Genomic DNA, 15,257 nt, shown 5'->3' with positions numbered 1-15,257 from the left:
TGCTTATATGCGCCGGAGCCTTTTCCTTATGAGTATCCCATGTCCGAACCACCGATCCGTTTGTTTATTGCCCCCGTCACGCCGCTGCAGCAGAACTGCACGATCGTCTGGTGCACCAAGACCAACAAGGCGGCGATCATCGATCCGGGCGGCGACCTCGATCCGATTCTGGACGAAATCGCCCGGCGCGGGCTGACTGTCGAAAAGATCTGGATCACTCACGGTCATGCGGATCACGCCGGCGGGGCAGCGGAGTTGAAAGAACGTACCGGCGTGCCGATCGAGGGGCCGCATGAAGATGACCAGTTCTGGATCGACCAGATTCCCAGCATGGGTGCGCGTTACGGCATTCCCGACATGCGCAGCTTTACGACCGACCGCTGGCTGCATGATGGCGACAAGGTCACCTTGGGCGAAACGGAATGGGATGTCATTCACTGCCCGGGCCATACGCCGGGGCATGTCGTGTTTTATCACGCGCTTTCGCAGTTCGCTCAGGTCGGAGACGTTCTGTTCGCCGGATCGATCGGGCGCACGGACTTTCCGCGCGGCAACCATGCCGATCTGATCAACGCGATTACGAAAAAACTTTGGCCGTTGGGCGACGTGCGATTCGTGCCCGGACACGGGCCTATGTCGAGCTTTAACCAGGAACGACTGAGCAATCCGTTCGTGGGAGATAGGGTCGTGTCGAAAATGGTACCAAACCAGCAAGGGCCAGGATAAGGCAAGGGGTCTCAGACCCCTTGACCCCATAACCGTACGGTGAAAATTGACTCTGACAGTGTTGGGGTCAAGGGGTCCGTGACCCCTTGCCTTTTTCTTGTCTTACCCCTTGAGCAAAGGCGCCAGCTTCTGCGCCACGCTCATATCGCCCTGGATCTTCATCTTGCCCATCATGAAGGCCATCATCGGATCGAGCGAGCCGGTCGCCATGGCCTTCAGGTCTTCGATGGAAATCTGGATGGTGGTGTCGGCGGCGCCGTCGTCATTAGTGACCGTGTTCGGCACGCTGGCGCCATTGATCAGGATCTTACCGTCATCGCCGAAGTCGACCTTGACGATCTTGCCCAGGCCGGAGTTTTCACCGACAGCCGAAGCGATTTTTTGCGTGATGGTTTCCAGATCGGTCATGATCGACTCCTAAAGTGTGTTACCTGACCTTAACGGAAGTTTTGCGCCGGGCAATACGTCCCTTGCGTCAAGTTGGAAGAAAAAATGAAGTCTTGGGATGTGGTCGTTGTCGGCGCCGGTGCGGCGGGTTTGATGTGCGCGATCGAAGCCGCTCGACGCGGCCGGCGGGTCGTCGTTATCGACCATGCCAGGAAGCCCGCCGAAAAAATTCGCATTTCCGGCGGGGGCAAGTGTAACTTCACCCATTTGCAGGCGACGCCGAAGAACTTCCTGTCGAACAATCCGCATTTCTGCATTTCGGCGCTCAAGCGTTTTACGCCGTGGGACTTCCTCGATCGCGTCATCGCCCGCGGCATTCCCTATTATGAGAAGACCGAGGGCCAGCTGTTCTGCGAAACCTCGGCCGGCGATATTATCGACATGTTGTTGGACGACTTGCGCGACGCCGGTGGGGAATTGTGGCTGAGCACCAGCGTGGAGGATGTCCAAAAGACGGCGGCTGGCTTCGAGCTAAAAACGTCGGGCGGACGCATCGCCTGTGAGAAGTTGGTCGTAGCGACCGGCGCCCTGTCGATCCCGAAAATGGGCGCCACCGGCTGGGCCTACGACCTCGCCCGTCAGTTCGGCCACGCGATCACCGACACACGCGCCGGCCTGGTGCCGTTCACACTGGGCGGCGACAAGCTGGCCGCCATTGAGGGCCTGTCAGGCGTGTCGCTGACCGCGCGCGTCACAGTGGGCAAGATCAGTTTCACGGACGGCTTTTTGTTCACCCATCGCGGTTTGTCGGGCCCGTCCGTGTTGCAAATATCGAGCTATTGGCGGCCTGGCCAATCCGTTGAGATCGATCTGTTGCCAGGCACCGACATGATGAAAGCCTTGCTCGCCAAGAAAAAAGACCGTCCGAAGCAAACCATCGGTACGGTGTTGGCCGAGCTTTTGCCGCGCCGGCTGAGCGATCGCGTTCTCGAATGGCAAAACTTGCAACTCGAAAGCAAAATGGCTGACTTGCCAAATGCAAGCTTAAATGACTTGTCGAATGCCATTAATCGCTGGACCTTTATCCCGGATGGAACCGAGGGCTATCGTACGGCCGAAGTCACGGTCGGTGGCGTCGATACGAAAGACCTGTCGTCCCAGACCCTGGAAAGCCAGCTATGCCCCGGTCTGTATTTCGTCGGCGAATGTCTCGACGTCACCGGCTGGCTGGGCGGTTATAATTTCCAATGGGCGTGGTCGTCGGGCTGGGCCGCCGGGCAAGCGGTCTAACGTAAAGTCAAAGCCGCGGCGATCATCATGACCGTGCCGCCCAAGCCGCCGAAGATCGTATTGAACAATACGGCACGGCGCCAAGCTTTGGTGGAACGGGGTTTAAGCTGATAATGGCGTAGTTTCATATCGTATCCTCCAGATAGAACAGATCCTCGACCTTGACGTCCAGCACGCGCGCGAGGCGCAGGGCCAGGGTCGTCGACGGCACGAAGACCTCATTTTCGATGGTGTTAATCGTCTTGCGTGACACCTGCGCCATGACGGCCAAATCGGCCTGGGTCAGGTTGCGGGCGGCGCGATAGTCCTTCAGTCGGTTACGCAGCTCACCCATTCAGCCGCGATCCAGGACGGCATAGGTCAGGGACGGCGCGGCGACGCCCAAGGCCAGCATGAACGGGATGACCGCCTTGACATCGAGTTGGGTAAAGTAGGACGCGGAATAGACAAGCGCCAATCCTGTCAGCAACAACCAGTAGCCGGTCTGAAACGCCGTCTTGGTGTAGCCTACGGTACGTTCGTCGTCGGCGAGAGCACTGATATCGCGGTGTTTGCGCGCATAGGCTACCTGGGCAAATATCCCCAGCAGACTGAGCAGCCACACGGGCCAACAGACGGCGGAGATGAGGTTGAGCATGCCCGGATCGATTGCGACGGCCGGCAGATACGCCAACCCCGTGGCGCCGATCCAGCCGATATAGGCCAGGGCATTTATCACCAATAAGGCGCGGCGCCATTGCACATAGCCCTCCGCCTTCTTCATCAGGTTCTGGGTATCCGACATGGCAGCAGCCTCCTCTATCACCTATAGGTTACATGTAACCCAAAGGTGACACGGCGTCAAGGGGCGAGATTGCGCCGATCTTCATCACCGGTTAGGCTGGATGCAGGGCAAAGAAGGAAACGGCTCATGATGCGGACATTATTATTGATGACGGGCCTGTGGTCGTTGGCGGCTGGCCCTGCCCTGGCGCAAACCGAGCTCTATCGCCTGCCCCCCGGCGAAAGCCACTGGATCAGTCCGGAAAACCCGACCGGCGCCCACGGGGCGGCCGGTGTGGAAAACAAGGGCGCCAAGGGTCATCCCTACGACACCATCGCCGCCCATGATTCGCTGGTCCTGGCCGACATCCAGGGCCAGGGCATGATCGACCGCATGTGGATGACGATCAACGACCGCTCGCCTGAACGGTTGCGGGCCTTGCGGCTGGATATCTTTTGGGACGGCGCGAAGACGCCGGCCGTATCGGTGCCCTTGGGTGATTTCTTCGCGCAAAATGTCGGCGAGATGGTCAGGATGGATAACGCCCTGTTCGCCAGCCCGGAAGCGCGGTCGTTTGTTTCTTATATMCCGATGCCATTTCGCAAGGGGGCGCGAGTCGTTCTTACCAATGAGTCCGGCACGCCACTGAACAATATTTATTACGACATCGACTATCGCACCGTGAAGGACCTGCCCGACGACGCACTGTATTTTCACGCCTGGTGGAGCCGCAATCGCGCCACCACACCGGGTAAGGATTTCGACATCCTGCCGACGATCACTGGCCGTGGACGGTTTCTCGGTGCCAGCGTCGGGGTCGAGACCAATCCGATCTACGGCAAGTCGTGGTGGGGCGAAGGCGAGGTTCGCATCTTTCTCGACGGCGATACGGGTCATCCGTCGCTAAGCGGCACCGGCACCGAAGACTATATCGGCACCGGCTGGGGTGAAGGCGCCTACACCGGGCGGTACCAGGGCGCGCCGGTCGCGGATGAAGGCACCGGCCGTTGGGCTTTTTACCGCTTTCATGTGCCGGATCCGGTGGTGTTCGGTAGCGGCGTCCATGTGACCTTGCAGCAGATCGGCGGCTGGTCCAAGGCCGATGTCGCCAAATTGCAGGCCGCCGGTGCGCCGGTGATCCCCGTGACGGTCGACGGCGGCTCACGTGCCAGTTTCAAACACCTTTTGGGTAGCGCCAAGCCGATGGCGGTGACCGACCCTTCCCTGCCCGACGGCTGGACGAATTTTTACCGCAGCGACGATGTTTCGGCGGTCGCCTACTTCTATCTAGACCGCCCGGAAAACGGCCTGCCTGCGATCGCGCCGGTGGCGGAACGCACAGCTGCGCTGCGAGCGCCTAAGCCTTAGGATCGCCTCATCGTCACCGAAGGCCTATTCCGGCAGCATTTCACCCGAACCGCCCAGGTCCGCCGGGAAGTCCTTCATCTTGGGAAGGCCATCCTTCATGGGCAGGACGGTCTCGGCATAGTTGACGTGAAGCATGGCCGCGAAAGGCAGGGTGGGAAGAGTCGCGGCATAAACATCCGTCAGGCCGAAGGTCGGATGCTGGGACATCAAATGGCCGCCGCAGTTCACGCAGAATTGGCGGTGAGTGGTGGCGCTGCCTTCGAAGGTCGCCAGCTTGTCGGCGCCCTTGGTAACCTTGACGGTTTCCGGCTTCCACAGGGTGAAGGCGTTGACCGGTCCGGCCGACCACGACCGGCATGACCGGCAATGGCAATAACCCATGGCTTCCGGGCTGCCTGAAACTTCGAGTTCGACGGCGCCGCAAAAACAAGCGCCGGTGTAAATATCCGTCATGATGTGCTCCTTTAAGATGGCAAGGTACGCAACGCGGTACTGAAAGCGGCGAGAACCGGCGCCTTGTCGCTCATCGCCCAGCCGACAAAACTGCCGCCTTCAAGGGTACTGAGCAGAAGAAGCGCCGAGGCTTGCGGCGGACGGACGCCACCGTCTTCGAGGACGGTGTGCAGCCAGTCGAGATGAACCTGGAAGAAGTGGTGGATTTTCGGGTGCAAGGCCGGCGGCAAGGCGGCGCGCTCGGCCGACAAAGCACCGCACAGTGGCAGCATGCCCTGTTCGAAACCGTCGAGAAACAGGTTGGCATAGGCATTGAGCCGGTCGCGCAGTCCGGTGTAGTCTGCGCGGATGGCAGCCAGGGCGGCATGGAAGCGAACCATATAGGCTTCCAGCAGGACGCCGATCAGATCTTCCTTGGTCGGAAAGTGGTAATGCACGCTGGCCTTGGTGATAGCTGCGGTTTCGGCCAAGTCGGCATAGCTGAAGGCCGCATAGCCGCGCGTGCGAATTAAGCGTTCGGCTTCGTGGAGGATGAGATCGCGCGTCGTCATAGAACTATCTACCTACTAGTAGGTAGATAAGTCAAGCCCAGTACAATGTCGAAGGCAAGGGCGTATTTTGCGCCCTAAATGTCGTGATTGTTAGTGGTGCACGCCATAATGACCACCCGAATGCGTGCCACCGCCGTGGTGCATGCCCCCACCGCCGTGGTTCATACCGCCGCCCATATGGCCGCCATGCATACCGCCGCCTTGATGCATACCGCCGCCATTATGACCGTAGCCCCCACCGGGGTGCATACCGCCACCGCCTTGGCCACCATGGTTCATACCGCCTTGGCCGTGGCCACCACTGTGGTGATAACCACCGCCGCTGTGGCCATAATGGCTGTTGCCGTTCATATAGACAACGGTGCCGCCGTAACCATAGGCCGGCGCGGCATAGCCGTCACTGTAGTAGCCGCCGCCGCCATAGCTGGTATCCGCATAGCCGACCCCACCGGTATAGGTCGATGTGTCCTGATAGCGATAGGGACCGTCATTGGGATACAGGCCGTCGTCCTGATAGCTGTCGTCGTCATAAGCAACGTTGTCGTCCTGCGGATAGGCGCAGCTGTCGCCGCAGGAGTCACTATAGGTGGCTACCGGCGGGGTATAGGTGCAGACGGTTTGGCAGCCATTATCCGCAAAACCCGAGTGGGAACTGGATGAATAGCTCTGGCTGCTATAGGTCGTGCTCGAATAGGACGACTGACCGAGATAAACGGATTGGCCATAGGACGCCACCGGCGCGCTGTCGACTTCATCGACATAGGTCACGTTCGACGGCCGGGTGTAGACGGGTTCGCGGTAGACCGCTGGGGCGACTGCGTGATGGGCGTGGTGCGCGGGTGCCGAGGCGTGGTGATGGCTGGGGCCACAGTCGCAGACGACCTTTTTCACCATGACGACCTTGGTTTTGCAGTGGGCCTTGGCGCCGGCCATGGCAGGCGCGCCGGCAACCAGGGACATGCCGGCCAATAAGGCCAGGACGGAAAGACCGGTTTTGATTGGGGACATGGTCGGCGCTCCTCCAGCGAATTTGGAACGCATATTAACCATTATTAATAACCATCGGCAACTAAAGGTACCAATGAGGGGAAAGGTTAAGGCAAGGGGCCTGCAGGCCCCTTGACCCCGAAACAAAGAAAGCCCCTGACGGTTAAGTCAGGGGCTTCAATTGTGTCCGTTCGCGAAAATCTCCGGGCCAAAAGGCCCGGGGGTTTCGCGAAAAGGATTACTCGCCGGCCACCGGCGCTTCGAGCAGGACTTCCGCCGGCAGCGGCTCCATCGCTTCTTCGCGCTGGTTGGACAGCATTTCGTCGCGCTTCATCGCCACGCGTTGCAGCGAACGCAGGTACGCACCGGTACCGGCCGGGATCAGACGGCCGACGATGACGTTTTCCTTCAGGCCGTCCAGGGTATCGATCTTGCCCTGAACCGAAGCCTCGGTCAGAACGCGGGTCGTTTCCTGGAACGAAGCCGCCGAGATGAACGACTTGGTTTGCAGCGAAGCCTTGGTGATACCCAAGAGGATCGGTTGCATCAGGGCCGCTCGGCCGCCACGCTTTTCAGCCTTGGCATTCTCGATGTCGGCTTCCGCCTTGTCGAGATGGTCGCCCTTGATCAGACCGGTGTCGCCGGCATCGAGGATTTCGACCTTTTGCAGCATCTGACGCACGATGACTTCGATGTGCTTGTCGTTGATCGGCACGCCTTGCAGGCGATAGACTTCCTGCACTTCGTTGACCAGGTATTCGGCCAAAGCTTCGACGCCCTGAATACGCAGCAGATCGTGCGGATCGGGGTTGCCGTCGATGATGTAGTCACCCTTTTGGATGTAGTCGCCGTCGTGGACCGAGATGTGCTTGCCCTTCGGGATCAGGAACTCGACCGCTTCGCCCTCACCGTCCGGGGTGATCTTGATGCGGCGCTTGTTCTTGTAGTCGCGACCGAATTCGACGCGGCCATCCATTTCGGCGATGACGGCGCAATCCTTCGGACGGCGGGCTTCGAACAGTTCGGCGACGCGCGGCAGACCGCCGGTGATGTCGCGGGTCTTGGCGCCTTCGGTCGGGATACGAGCGAGAATGTCGCCCGGCTTGACCTCGTCGCCGTTGCCGACCGACAGAATGGCCCCGACCGGCAGCATGTAGCGGCCGTCGGCACCACTGGCCAACTTCTTGTAAGCGCCGGTGTCATCGGTGATCGCCATGGTCGGACGGATTTCGGCGCCCTTCGATGTCGAGCGGAAGTCGACGACGACGCGGTTCGAAATACCCGTGGCTTCGTCGGTTTCTTCACGCACCGTGGTGCCGTCGTTCAGGTCTTCGTAGCGGATCTTGCCGCCGATTTCGGTGATGATCGGCGTGGTGTACGGATCCCACTCGACCAGGCGCTGGCCCTTCTTGACCGTGGCACCGTCTTCGACGCGCAGCATGGAGCCGTACGGGACCTTGTAGGTCTCGCGGTCCTTGCCGTCGTGATTGACGGTGATGATCAGGTTACGCGACATCGAGATCAGGCGGCCGTGCGTCCCGCGAACGGTAGGCGCAGCCGACAGCTTGATGGTGCCGTCCGAGGTCGTTTCGTAGAACGAGGCTTCGGCGACCTGAGCGGTACCGCCGATGTGGAAGGTACGCATGGTCAGCTGGGTGCCGGGTTCGCCGATCGATTGCGCCGCGATGACGCCGACGGCTTCGCCCATATTGACGCGCGTACCGCGGGCCAGGTCACGGCCGTAGCAGGCCGCGCATGTGCCGAGGTCGGCTTCACAGGTCAGGACCGAGCGGACCTTGACCGACTGAACGCCCGAAGCGTCGATGACGTCGACGATGTTTTCGTCGATATAGGTATCGGCTTCGACGACGACTTCGTGGGTCGCGACGTCCTTGATGTCTTCGGCGGTCGTACGGCCGAGGACACGTTGGCCGAGGGATACCAGCACGTCACCGCCTTCGACGACGGCGCGCAGCGTGATGCCGCGGGTCGTGCCACAGTCGGTTTCCATGATGATACAGTCCTGGGCGACGTCGACGAGACGACGGGTCAGGTAGCCGGAGTTGGCCGTCTTCAAGGCGGTGTCGGCCAGACCCTTACGGGCGCCGTGGGTCGAGTTGAAGTATTCGAGGACGGACAGGCCTTCCTTGAAGTTCGAGATGATCGGCGTTTCGATGATTTCACCGGACGGCTTGGCCATCAGGCCGCGCATACCGCCCAACTGCTTCATCTGAGCCTGCGAACCGCGGGCGCCGGAGTTGGCCATCATGTAGATCGAGTTGATTTCAGCTTCACGGCCGTCAGCAGTCATGTGCTTGCGGCTGATTTCCTTCATCATTTCGTCCGACACGCGGTCAGTCGCCTTGGACCAGGCATCGACCACCTTGTTGTACTTTTCACCCTTGGTGATCAGACCGTCGGCATATTGCTGCTCGTATTCCTCGACCAGAGTACGGGTCTCATTAACGATCCCGATCTTGGATTCCGGAATGACGATGTCGTCCTTGCCGAAGGAGATACCGGCGCGGGCGGCTTCCTTGAAGCCGAGTGCCATCATCTGGTCGGCGAAGATCACCGTCGCCTTCTGGCCGCAGTGGCGGTAGACCACGTCGATCAGATTGCCGATTTCCTTCTTGGTCAGGGTCTTGTCGAGGACCTTGAGGCCGATGTTTTCGTTCTGCGGCAGGAGGGCAGCGATCTTCATGCGACCGGGCGTCGTGTCGACGACCTTGGTGCGCACGACACCGTCGGCGTCCTTTTGCGTAAAGCGGCACTTGATCTTGGCGTGCATCGATACCGAACCGTTGTCCAGGGCTTGCTGGATTTCGTTCAGATCGCCGAAGATCATGCCTTCGCCCTGCTCGCCCGTCTTGACGAGCGACAGGTAGTAGAGACCGAGCACGATATCTTGCGACGGCACGATGATCGGGCGGCCGTTGGCGGGCGACAGGATGTTGTTGGTCGACATCATCAGGACGCGCGCTTCCAGCTGGGCTTCGAGCGACAGCGGGACGTGGACGGCCATCTGGTCACCGTCGAAGTCGGCGTTGAAGGCCGAACAGACGAGCGGGTGCAGTTGGATCGCCTTGCCTTCGATCAGCTTGGGTTCGAAAGCCTGGATGCCGAGGCGGTGGAGCGTGGGGGCGCGGTTGAGCATGACCGGGTGTTCGCGAATGACCTCTTCGAGGATATCCCAAACTTGCGGTTGCTCGCGTTCGACCATGCGCTTCGATTGCTTGACGGTGCCGGACAGGCCCTTGGCGTCGAGGCGGGCATAGATGAACGGCTTGAACAGTTCCAGAGCCATCTTCTTCGGGATGCCGCACTCGTGCAGCTTCAGTTCCGGACCAACGGTGATGACCGAACGGCCGGAATAGTCGACGCGCTTGCCGAGCAGGTTCTGGCGGAAGCGGCCTTGCTTGCCCTTCAGCATGTCGGCCAGCGACTTCAGCGGACGCTTGTTGGCGCCGGTGATGACGCGGCCGCGGCGGCCGTTGTCGAACAGGGCGTCGACCGACTCTTGCAGCATGCGCTTTTCGTTGCGGATGATGATGTCGGGCGCGCGCAGTTCCATAAGCCGCTTCAAGCGATTGTTACGGTTGATGACGCGGCGATAGAGGTCGTTGAGGTCGGAGGTGGCGAAACGGCCACCGTCCAGCGGCACCAGCGGACGCAGTTCCGGCGGAATGACCGGCACGACGGTCAGGATCATCCATTCCGGGCGGTTGCCGGATTCCATGAAGGATTCGATGAGCTTGAGGCGCTTCGAATACTTTTTGGCCTTCATTTCCGAGGTCTGGTCGACGAGGTCGGCGCGCAGCTTGTCGGCGATTTCGGCCAGGTTCATGCCCATGAGCATGTTGCGGATGGCTTCGGCGCCGATTTCAGCGGTGAAGCTGTCGTCGCCGAATTCTTCCTGATAGCGGTAGTAGTCGTCTTCCGACAGAAGCTGGTTCAGCTTCAGGGCGGTCAGGCCGGGTTCGGTGACGATGTAGTTTTCGAAGTAGAGAACGCGTTCCACGTCCTTCAGCGCCATGTCGAGGATCATCGAGATACGCGACGGCAGCGACTTCAGGAACCAGATATGGGCGACCGGCGAGGCCAGTTCGATGTGGCCCATGCGTTCCCGGCGAACGCGGCTGAGGGTCACTTCAACGCCGCACTTTTCGCAGATAATGCCCTTGTACTTCATGCGCTTGTACTTGCCACACAGGCATTCGTAATCCTTGGTCGGGCCAAAGATACGGGCGCAGAACAGGCCGTCACGTTCCGGCTTAAACGTACGGTAGTTGATCGTTTCAGGCTTCTTGATTTCGCCGAACGACCACGAGAGGATCTTCTCGGGGCTGGCCAGCGTGATACGGATCTGATCGAAGGTCGGCGCGACCTGGACCGGATTAAAGATATTCAGGACTTCCTGGTTCATTCCAGTGACTCCAACTGTGCCTGGGGCACGTAAAAAATTCAATTAGGCGTGAAAGTTATGGGGTCGAGGGGCCTTCCGGCCCCTCGCCTTTTTCTTTTACGTCTGCCCGTTTTCAAGTTCGACATTCAGACCCAAGGAACGCATTTCCTTGATCAGAACGTTGAAGCTTTCCGGGATACCGGCTTCGAAGCTGTCGTCGCCACGGACGATGGCTTCGTAAACCTTGGTGCGGCCCGCCACGTCGTCGGACTTGACGGTGAGCATTTCCTGCAAGGTGTAGGCGGCGCCATAGGCTTCGAGCGCCCAGACTTCCATTTCCCCAAAGCGCTGACCACCGAACTGCGCCTTGCCGCCCAGCGGTTGCTGGGTAACGAGCGAGTATGGCCCGATGGAGCGGGCGTGGATCTTGTCGTCGACCAGGTGGTGCAGTTTCAGCATATAGATGATGCCGACCGTGACCGGGCGCTTGAACTGCTCACCCGTTTGACCGTCGTACAGGATCGATTGGCCCGAACGATCGAGACCGGCATATTCCAGCATGTCTTCGATGTCGTTGATGTGGGCGCCGTCGAAGACCGGGGTCGCGATCGGCACGCCGCGCGACAGGTTCTTGGCCAGTTCGATCAGGTCTTCTTCCGTGTCGGGAAGCTCCTGGTCGGGACCGTAGACGCCGCGCAGGTGATCGATCAGGGCCTGCTTCTGGCCGCCGTTCTGCCAATCTTCGAGAAGGCCGGCGATCTGCTTGCCGATATTGGCGCAGGCCCAACCCAGGTGGGTTTCGAAGATCTGACCGACGTTCATGCGCGACGGCACGCCCAGCGGGTTCAGGACGATGTCGACATGTTCGCCATCGGCGAGGAAGGGCATGTCTTCGACCGGGAGGATCTTGGAGATGACCCCCTTATTGCCGTGACGGCCGGCCATCTTGTCGCCCGGTTGCAGCTTGCGCTTCACCGCCACGAACACCTTGACCATCTTCATGACGCCCGGGGGCAGTTCGTCGCCGCGTTGCAGCTTTTCGACCTTGTCTTCGAAGCGGCGGTCGAGGCGCTTGCGGGCGTCTTCGAACTGGCGCTTCATGGCTTCCTGCTCGGACATGATCTTCTCGTCTTCGAGGGCGATCTGCCACCACAGGCCGCGCGAGACTTCGCCCAGCTTTTCTTCGGTCACTTCACCGCGGCCCATACCCTTGGGACCCGAGACGGCGACCTTGCCCAACAACATGTCCTTGAGACGGCCATAGATGTTGCGTTCCAGGATCGACAGTTCGTCGTCGCGGTCCTTACCGAGACGTTCGATTTCGGCGCGTTCGATAGCTTGAGCGCGTTCGTCCTTTTCGACGCCGTGACGGTTGAAGACACGGACTTCGACGACCGTGCCGGCAACGCCGGGCGGCAGGCGGAGCGAGGTGTCGCGGACGTCGGAGGCCTTTTCACCGAAGATGGCGCGCAGGAGCTTTTCTTCCGGCGTCATCGGGCTTTCGCCCTTCGGGGTCACCTTGCCGACCAGGATATCGCCCGGCTGGACTTCGGCGCCGATGGCGACAATGCCGGCTTCGTCGAGGTTGCGCAGGGCTTCTTCGCCGACGTTCGGGATGTCGCGAGTGATTTCTTCAGGGCCCAACTTCGTATCACGGGCCATGACTTCGAACTCTTCCAGGTGGATAGAGGTGAAGATGTCGTCACGGACGATGCGTTCCGAGATCAGGATGGAGTCTTCGAAGTTGTAACCGTTCCACGGCATGAAGGCGACGAGGACGTTACGGCCGAGGGCCAGATCGCCCATGTCGGTCGACGGGCCGTCGGCGATGATGTCGCCGGTGGCCACCTTGTCACCGACACGCACCAGCGGACGCTGGTTGATACAGGTGTTCTGGTTGGAGCGTTGGAACTTCGACAGGCGATAGATGTCGACCCCCGGCTTGTTCGGATCGGCTTCTTCAGTGGCGCGGATAACGATACGCGTACCGTCGATTTGTTCAACGACACCCGTACGCTTGGCGGCGACGGTGGCGCCGGAATCGCGGGCCACGACCTCTTCCATGCCGGTGCCGACGAAGGGGGCATCCGACTTGACGAGCGGCACGGCCTGACGTTGCATGTTCGAACCCATGAGGGCGCGGTTGGCGTCGTCGTTTTCAAGGAAGGGGATCAGGGCGGCAGCGACCGAAACAACCTGCTTCGGCGAGACGTCCATGTAATCGACCTGGTCCTTGGCGGCCAGGGTTACGTCGCCATTGATACGGACGGTGATCAGATCGTCGGAGAAATGGCCGTCCTTGATCGCCACGTTCGCCTGGGCGATCGTGTGCTTGGACTCTTCCATGGCCGACATGTAGACGACGTCTTCCTGAACGGCGCCATTGATCACCTTGCGGTACGGGCTTTCGATAAAGCCGTACTTGTTGACGCGAGCGTGAGTGGCCAGCGAGTTGATCAGGCCGATGTTCGGACCTTCCGGCGTTTCAATCGGACAAATACGGCCGTAGTGGGTCGGGTGAACGTCGCGGACTTCGAAGCCGGCGCGCTCACGGGTCAAACCGCCAGGTCCCAAGGCCGAAAGGCGGCGCTTGTGGGTGATTTCCGACAGCGGGTTGGTTTGGTCCATGAACTGCGACAGCTGCGACGAACCGAAGAATTCGCGCACGGCGGCGGCAGCCGGTTTCGCATTGATCAGGTCGTGCGGCATGACGGTGTCGATATCGACCGACGACATGCGTTCCTTGATGGCGCGTTCCATGCGCAGCAAGCCGACGCGGTACTGGTTTTCCAGCAATTCGCCGACGGAGCGGACGCGGCGGTTGCCGAGATTGTCGATGTCGTCGATTTCACCGCGGCCGTCGCGCAGGCCGACCAGGATCTTCAGGATGTTGAGAATGTCGTCCTTGCGCAGGACGCGCACGTCGTCGGCGACATTTTCTTCAAGGCGCATGTTCATCTTGACGCGGCCGACGCTGGACAGGTCGTAGCGTTCCAGGTCGAAGAACAGCGAGTTGAACATGGCTTCGGCCGCTTCGATGGTGGGCGGCTCGCCCGGACGCATGACCCGGTAGATGTCGAACAGCGCGTCTTCACGGCTGCTGTTCTTGTCAACGCGCAGGGTCGAACGCATGTATGGCCCGACGGTGACGTGGTCGATGTCGAGGACGTCGACGGTCGTGAAGCCTTGTTCTTCCAACGCCTTGATCGAGACGGCGTCGAGTTCGTCGCCGGCTTCGGCGTAGATTTCACCGGTCGTGAAGTTGACGGCGTCGCGGGCCAGGTACTTGCCGGCCAGGGCGTCGGCCGCCAGAAGCAGCGCCTTGACGCCGCCGTCGGCCAGCTTCTTGGCGGTACGGGCCGAGATCTTGATACCGGCCTGGGCGATGACTTCGCCGCTGTCGGCGTCGATCAGGTCGGATTCCGGCTTCACGCCGCGCCAGCGTTCCGGCTTGTAGGGGGTGACCCAGCCGGTTTCGCGCTTTTCGTACGGCACGACATCATAGAAGGTCGTCAGGATTTCTTCGCCGTCCATGCCGAGCGCGAACAGGAAGGACGAGGCCGGCAGCTTGCGGCGGCGGTCGATACGGACATAGACGATGTCCTTGGCGTCGAATTCGAAGTCGAGCCAGGAGCCGCGGTACGGAATGATTCGGGCGCCGAACAGGAGCTTGCCCGAGGAGTGGGTCTTGCCCTTGTCGTGGTCGAAGAAGACGCCGGGTGAACGGTGCATCTGGGAGACGATGACGCGCTCGGTGCCGTTGACGACGAAGGTACCCTTGTCGGTCATGAGCGGGATATCGCCCATATAGACGTCTTGTTCCTTGATGTCCTTGACCGAGCGGGCGCCGGTTTCTTCGTCGCTTTCGAACACGATCAGGCGCAGCTTGACCTTCAGCGGCGCGGCATAGGTGATGTCGCGCTGGATGCACTCTTCGACATCGTATTTGGGCTCTTCGAATTCGTACGACACGTATTCGAGCGTCGCGCGTTCATTGAAGTCCTTCACCGGGAAGACCGACTTGAACACCGCTTCCAGACCGTCATCGATACGGTTGGCCGGGCGGACATCGCGCTGCAGGAACTGCTCGTAGGACGAGCGCTGCACCTCGATGAGGTTGGGCATGCGGATAGCTTCGGGGATGCGTCCGAAAGACTTGCGGATCCGCTTCTTTTGGGTGAACGATAAGGCCATCGTTGTTCCTTAGGCGTCGACAGACGCTTTATATGGTGGTCGGTGTGCAGGTGAACTGCGGGGCTTCAAGGTGTGGTTTGGCTCTACGGAGCTAAAAATTGCCTTGCGCCTGCTCTTTTTTGGTGGCGACACC

Annotated in this window: 12 protein-coding genes; 3 read left to right on the top strand and 9 right to left on the bottom strand. The window is 60.3% G+C overall.

The annotated features are described in order from the left end of the window. Nucleotides 1–39: 39 nt before the first annotated feature. Nucleotides 40–726: an MBL fold metallo-hydrolase gene (locus tag AC1DX3_RS00245; RefSeq protein ID WP_476987218.1), complete on the top strand. Its 687-nt coding sequence runs from the start codon at nucleotides 40–42 to the stop codon at nucleotides 724–726. Between the two features lie 102 nt (nucleotides 727–828). On the opposite strand, the gene AC1DX3_RS00240 is transcribed toward AC1DX3_RS00245, so the two are convergent. After that, nucleotides 829–1,134: an SCP2 sterol-binding domain-containing protein gene (locus tag AC1DX3_RS00240; RefSeq protein ID WP_476987217.1), complete on the bottom strand. Its 306-nt coding sequence runs from the start codon at nucleotides 1,132–1,134 to the stop codon at nucleotides 829–831. 84 nt (nucleotides 1,135–1,218) lie between these two features. On the opposite strand from AC1DX3_RS00240, the gene AC1DX3_RS00235 reads away from it, so the two are divergent. Continuing rightward, on the top strand, nucleotides 1,219–2,403 hold the full coding sequence (locus AC1DX3_RS00235) for a BaiN/RdsA family NAD(P)/FAD-dependent oxidoreductase (RefSeq protein WP_476987216.1): 1,185 nt from the start codon (nucleotides 1,219–1,221) through the stop codon (nucleotides 2,401–2,403). On the opposite strand, the gene AC1DX3_RS00230 is transcribed toward AC1DX3_RS00235, so the two are convergent. The 3 genes from AC1DX3_RS00230 to AC1DX3_RS00220 are packed head-to-tail and all read right to left on the bottom strand — an operon-like array spanning nucleotide 2,400 to nucleotide 3,187. After that, nucleotides 2,400–2,531, bottom strand: coding sequence for a hypothetical protein (locus AC1DX3_RS00230; RefSeq protein ID WP_476987215.1), 132 nt, complete (start codon nucleotides 2,529–2,531; stop codon nucleotides 2,400–2,402). The two genes, AC1DX3_RS00235 and AC1DX3_RS00230, sit on opposite strands and share 4 nt — an antisense overlap. After that, complete coding sequence (locus AC1DX3_RS00225; protein WP_476987214.1) at nucleotides 2,528–2,737, bottom strand: helix-turn-helix transcriptional regulator; 210 nt, start codon at nucleotides 2,735–2,737, stop codon at nucleotides 2,528–2,530. The genes AC1DX3_RS00230 and AC1DX3_RS00225 overlap by 4 nt, the downstream gene beginning before the upstream one ends. After that, on the bottom strand, nucleotides 2,738–3,187 hold the full coding sequence (locus AC1DX3_RS00220) for a hypothetical protein (protein ID WP_476987213.1): 450 nt from the start codon (nucleotides 3,185–3,187) through the stop codon (nucleotides 2,738–2,740). 126 nt (nucleotides 3,188–3,313) lie between these two features. On the opposite strand from AC1DX3_RS00220, the gene AC1DX3_RS00215 reads away from it, so the two are divergent. Beyond that, nucleotides 3,314–4,534 (top strand): glycoside hydrolase family 172 protein, encoded by a 1,221-nt coding sequence (locus tag AC1DX3_RS00215; protein WP_476987212.1) that lies wholly within the window; start codon nucleotides 3,314–3,316, stop codon nucleotides 4,532–4,534. 24 nt (nucleotides 4,535–4,558) lie between these two features. Here AC1DX3_RS00215 and AC1DX3_RS00210 read toward each other — a convergent pair whose 3' ends face one another. The 5 genes from AC1DX3_RS00210 to rpoB all read right to left on the bottom strand — a co-directional run bounded on the left by AC1DX3_RS00210 (nucleotide 4,559) and on the right by rpoB (nucleotide 15,124). Further along, complete coding sequence (locus AC1DX3_RS00210; protein ID WP_476987211.1) at nucleotides 4,559–4,987, bottom strand: GFA family protein; 429 nt, start codon at nucleotides 4,985–4,987, stop codon at nucleotides 4,559–4,561. An 11-nt stretch (nucleotides 4,988–4,998) separates the two neighbouring features. Further along, nucleotides 4,999–5,538, bottom strand: coding sequence for a TetR/AcrR family transcriptional regulator (locus AC1DX3_RS00205; RefSeq protein WP_476987210.1), 540 nt, complete (start codon nucleotides 5,536–5,538; stop codon nucleotides 4,999–5,001). 90 nt (nucleotides 5,539–5,628) lie between these two features. Then, nucleotides 5,629–6,546: a hypothetical protein gene (locus AC1DX3_RS00200; protein WP_476987209.1), complete on the bottom strand. Its 918-nt coding sequence runs from the start codon at nucleotides 6,544–6,546 to the stop codon at nucleotides 5,629–5,631. A gap of 217 nt (nucleotides 6,547–6,763) precedes the next feature. After that, nucleotides 6,764–10,951 carry a DNA-directed RNA polymerase subunit beta' gene (gene rpoC / locus AC1DX3_RS00195; RefSeq protein WP_476987208.1) on the bottom strand — a complete coding sequence of 1,396 codons (4,188 nt, stop codon included), beginning with the start codon at nucleotides 10,949–10,951 and terminating at the stop codon, nucleotides 6,764–6,766. A gap of 96 nt (nucleotides 10,952–11,047) precedes the next feature. Further along, entirely contained in the window at nucleotides 11,048–15,124 is a 4,077-nt protein-coding gene (rpoB, locus tag AC1DX3_RS00190) for a DNA-directed RNA polymerase subunit beta (RefSeq protein ID WP_476987207.1), read from the bottom strand. Between the last annotated feature and the right edge of the window lie 133 nt (nucleotides 15,125–15,257).

Source organism: Asticcacaulis sp. P2_B1, assembly GCF_056404915.1.
This window is presented reverse-complemented; position numbering and strand designations above follow the sequence as displayed.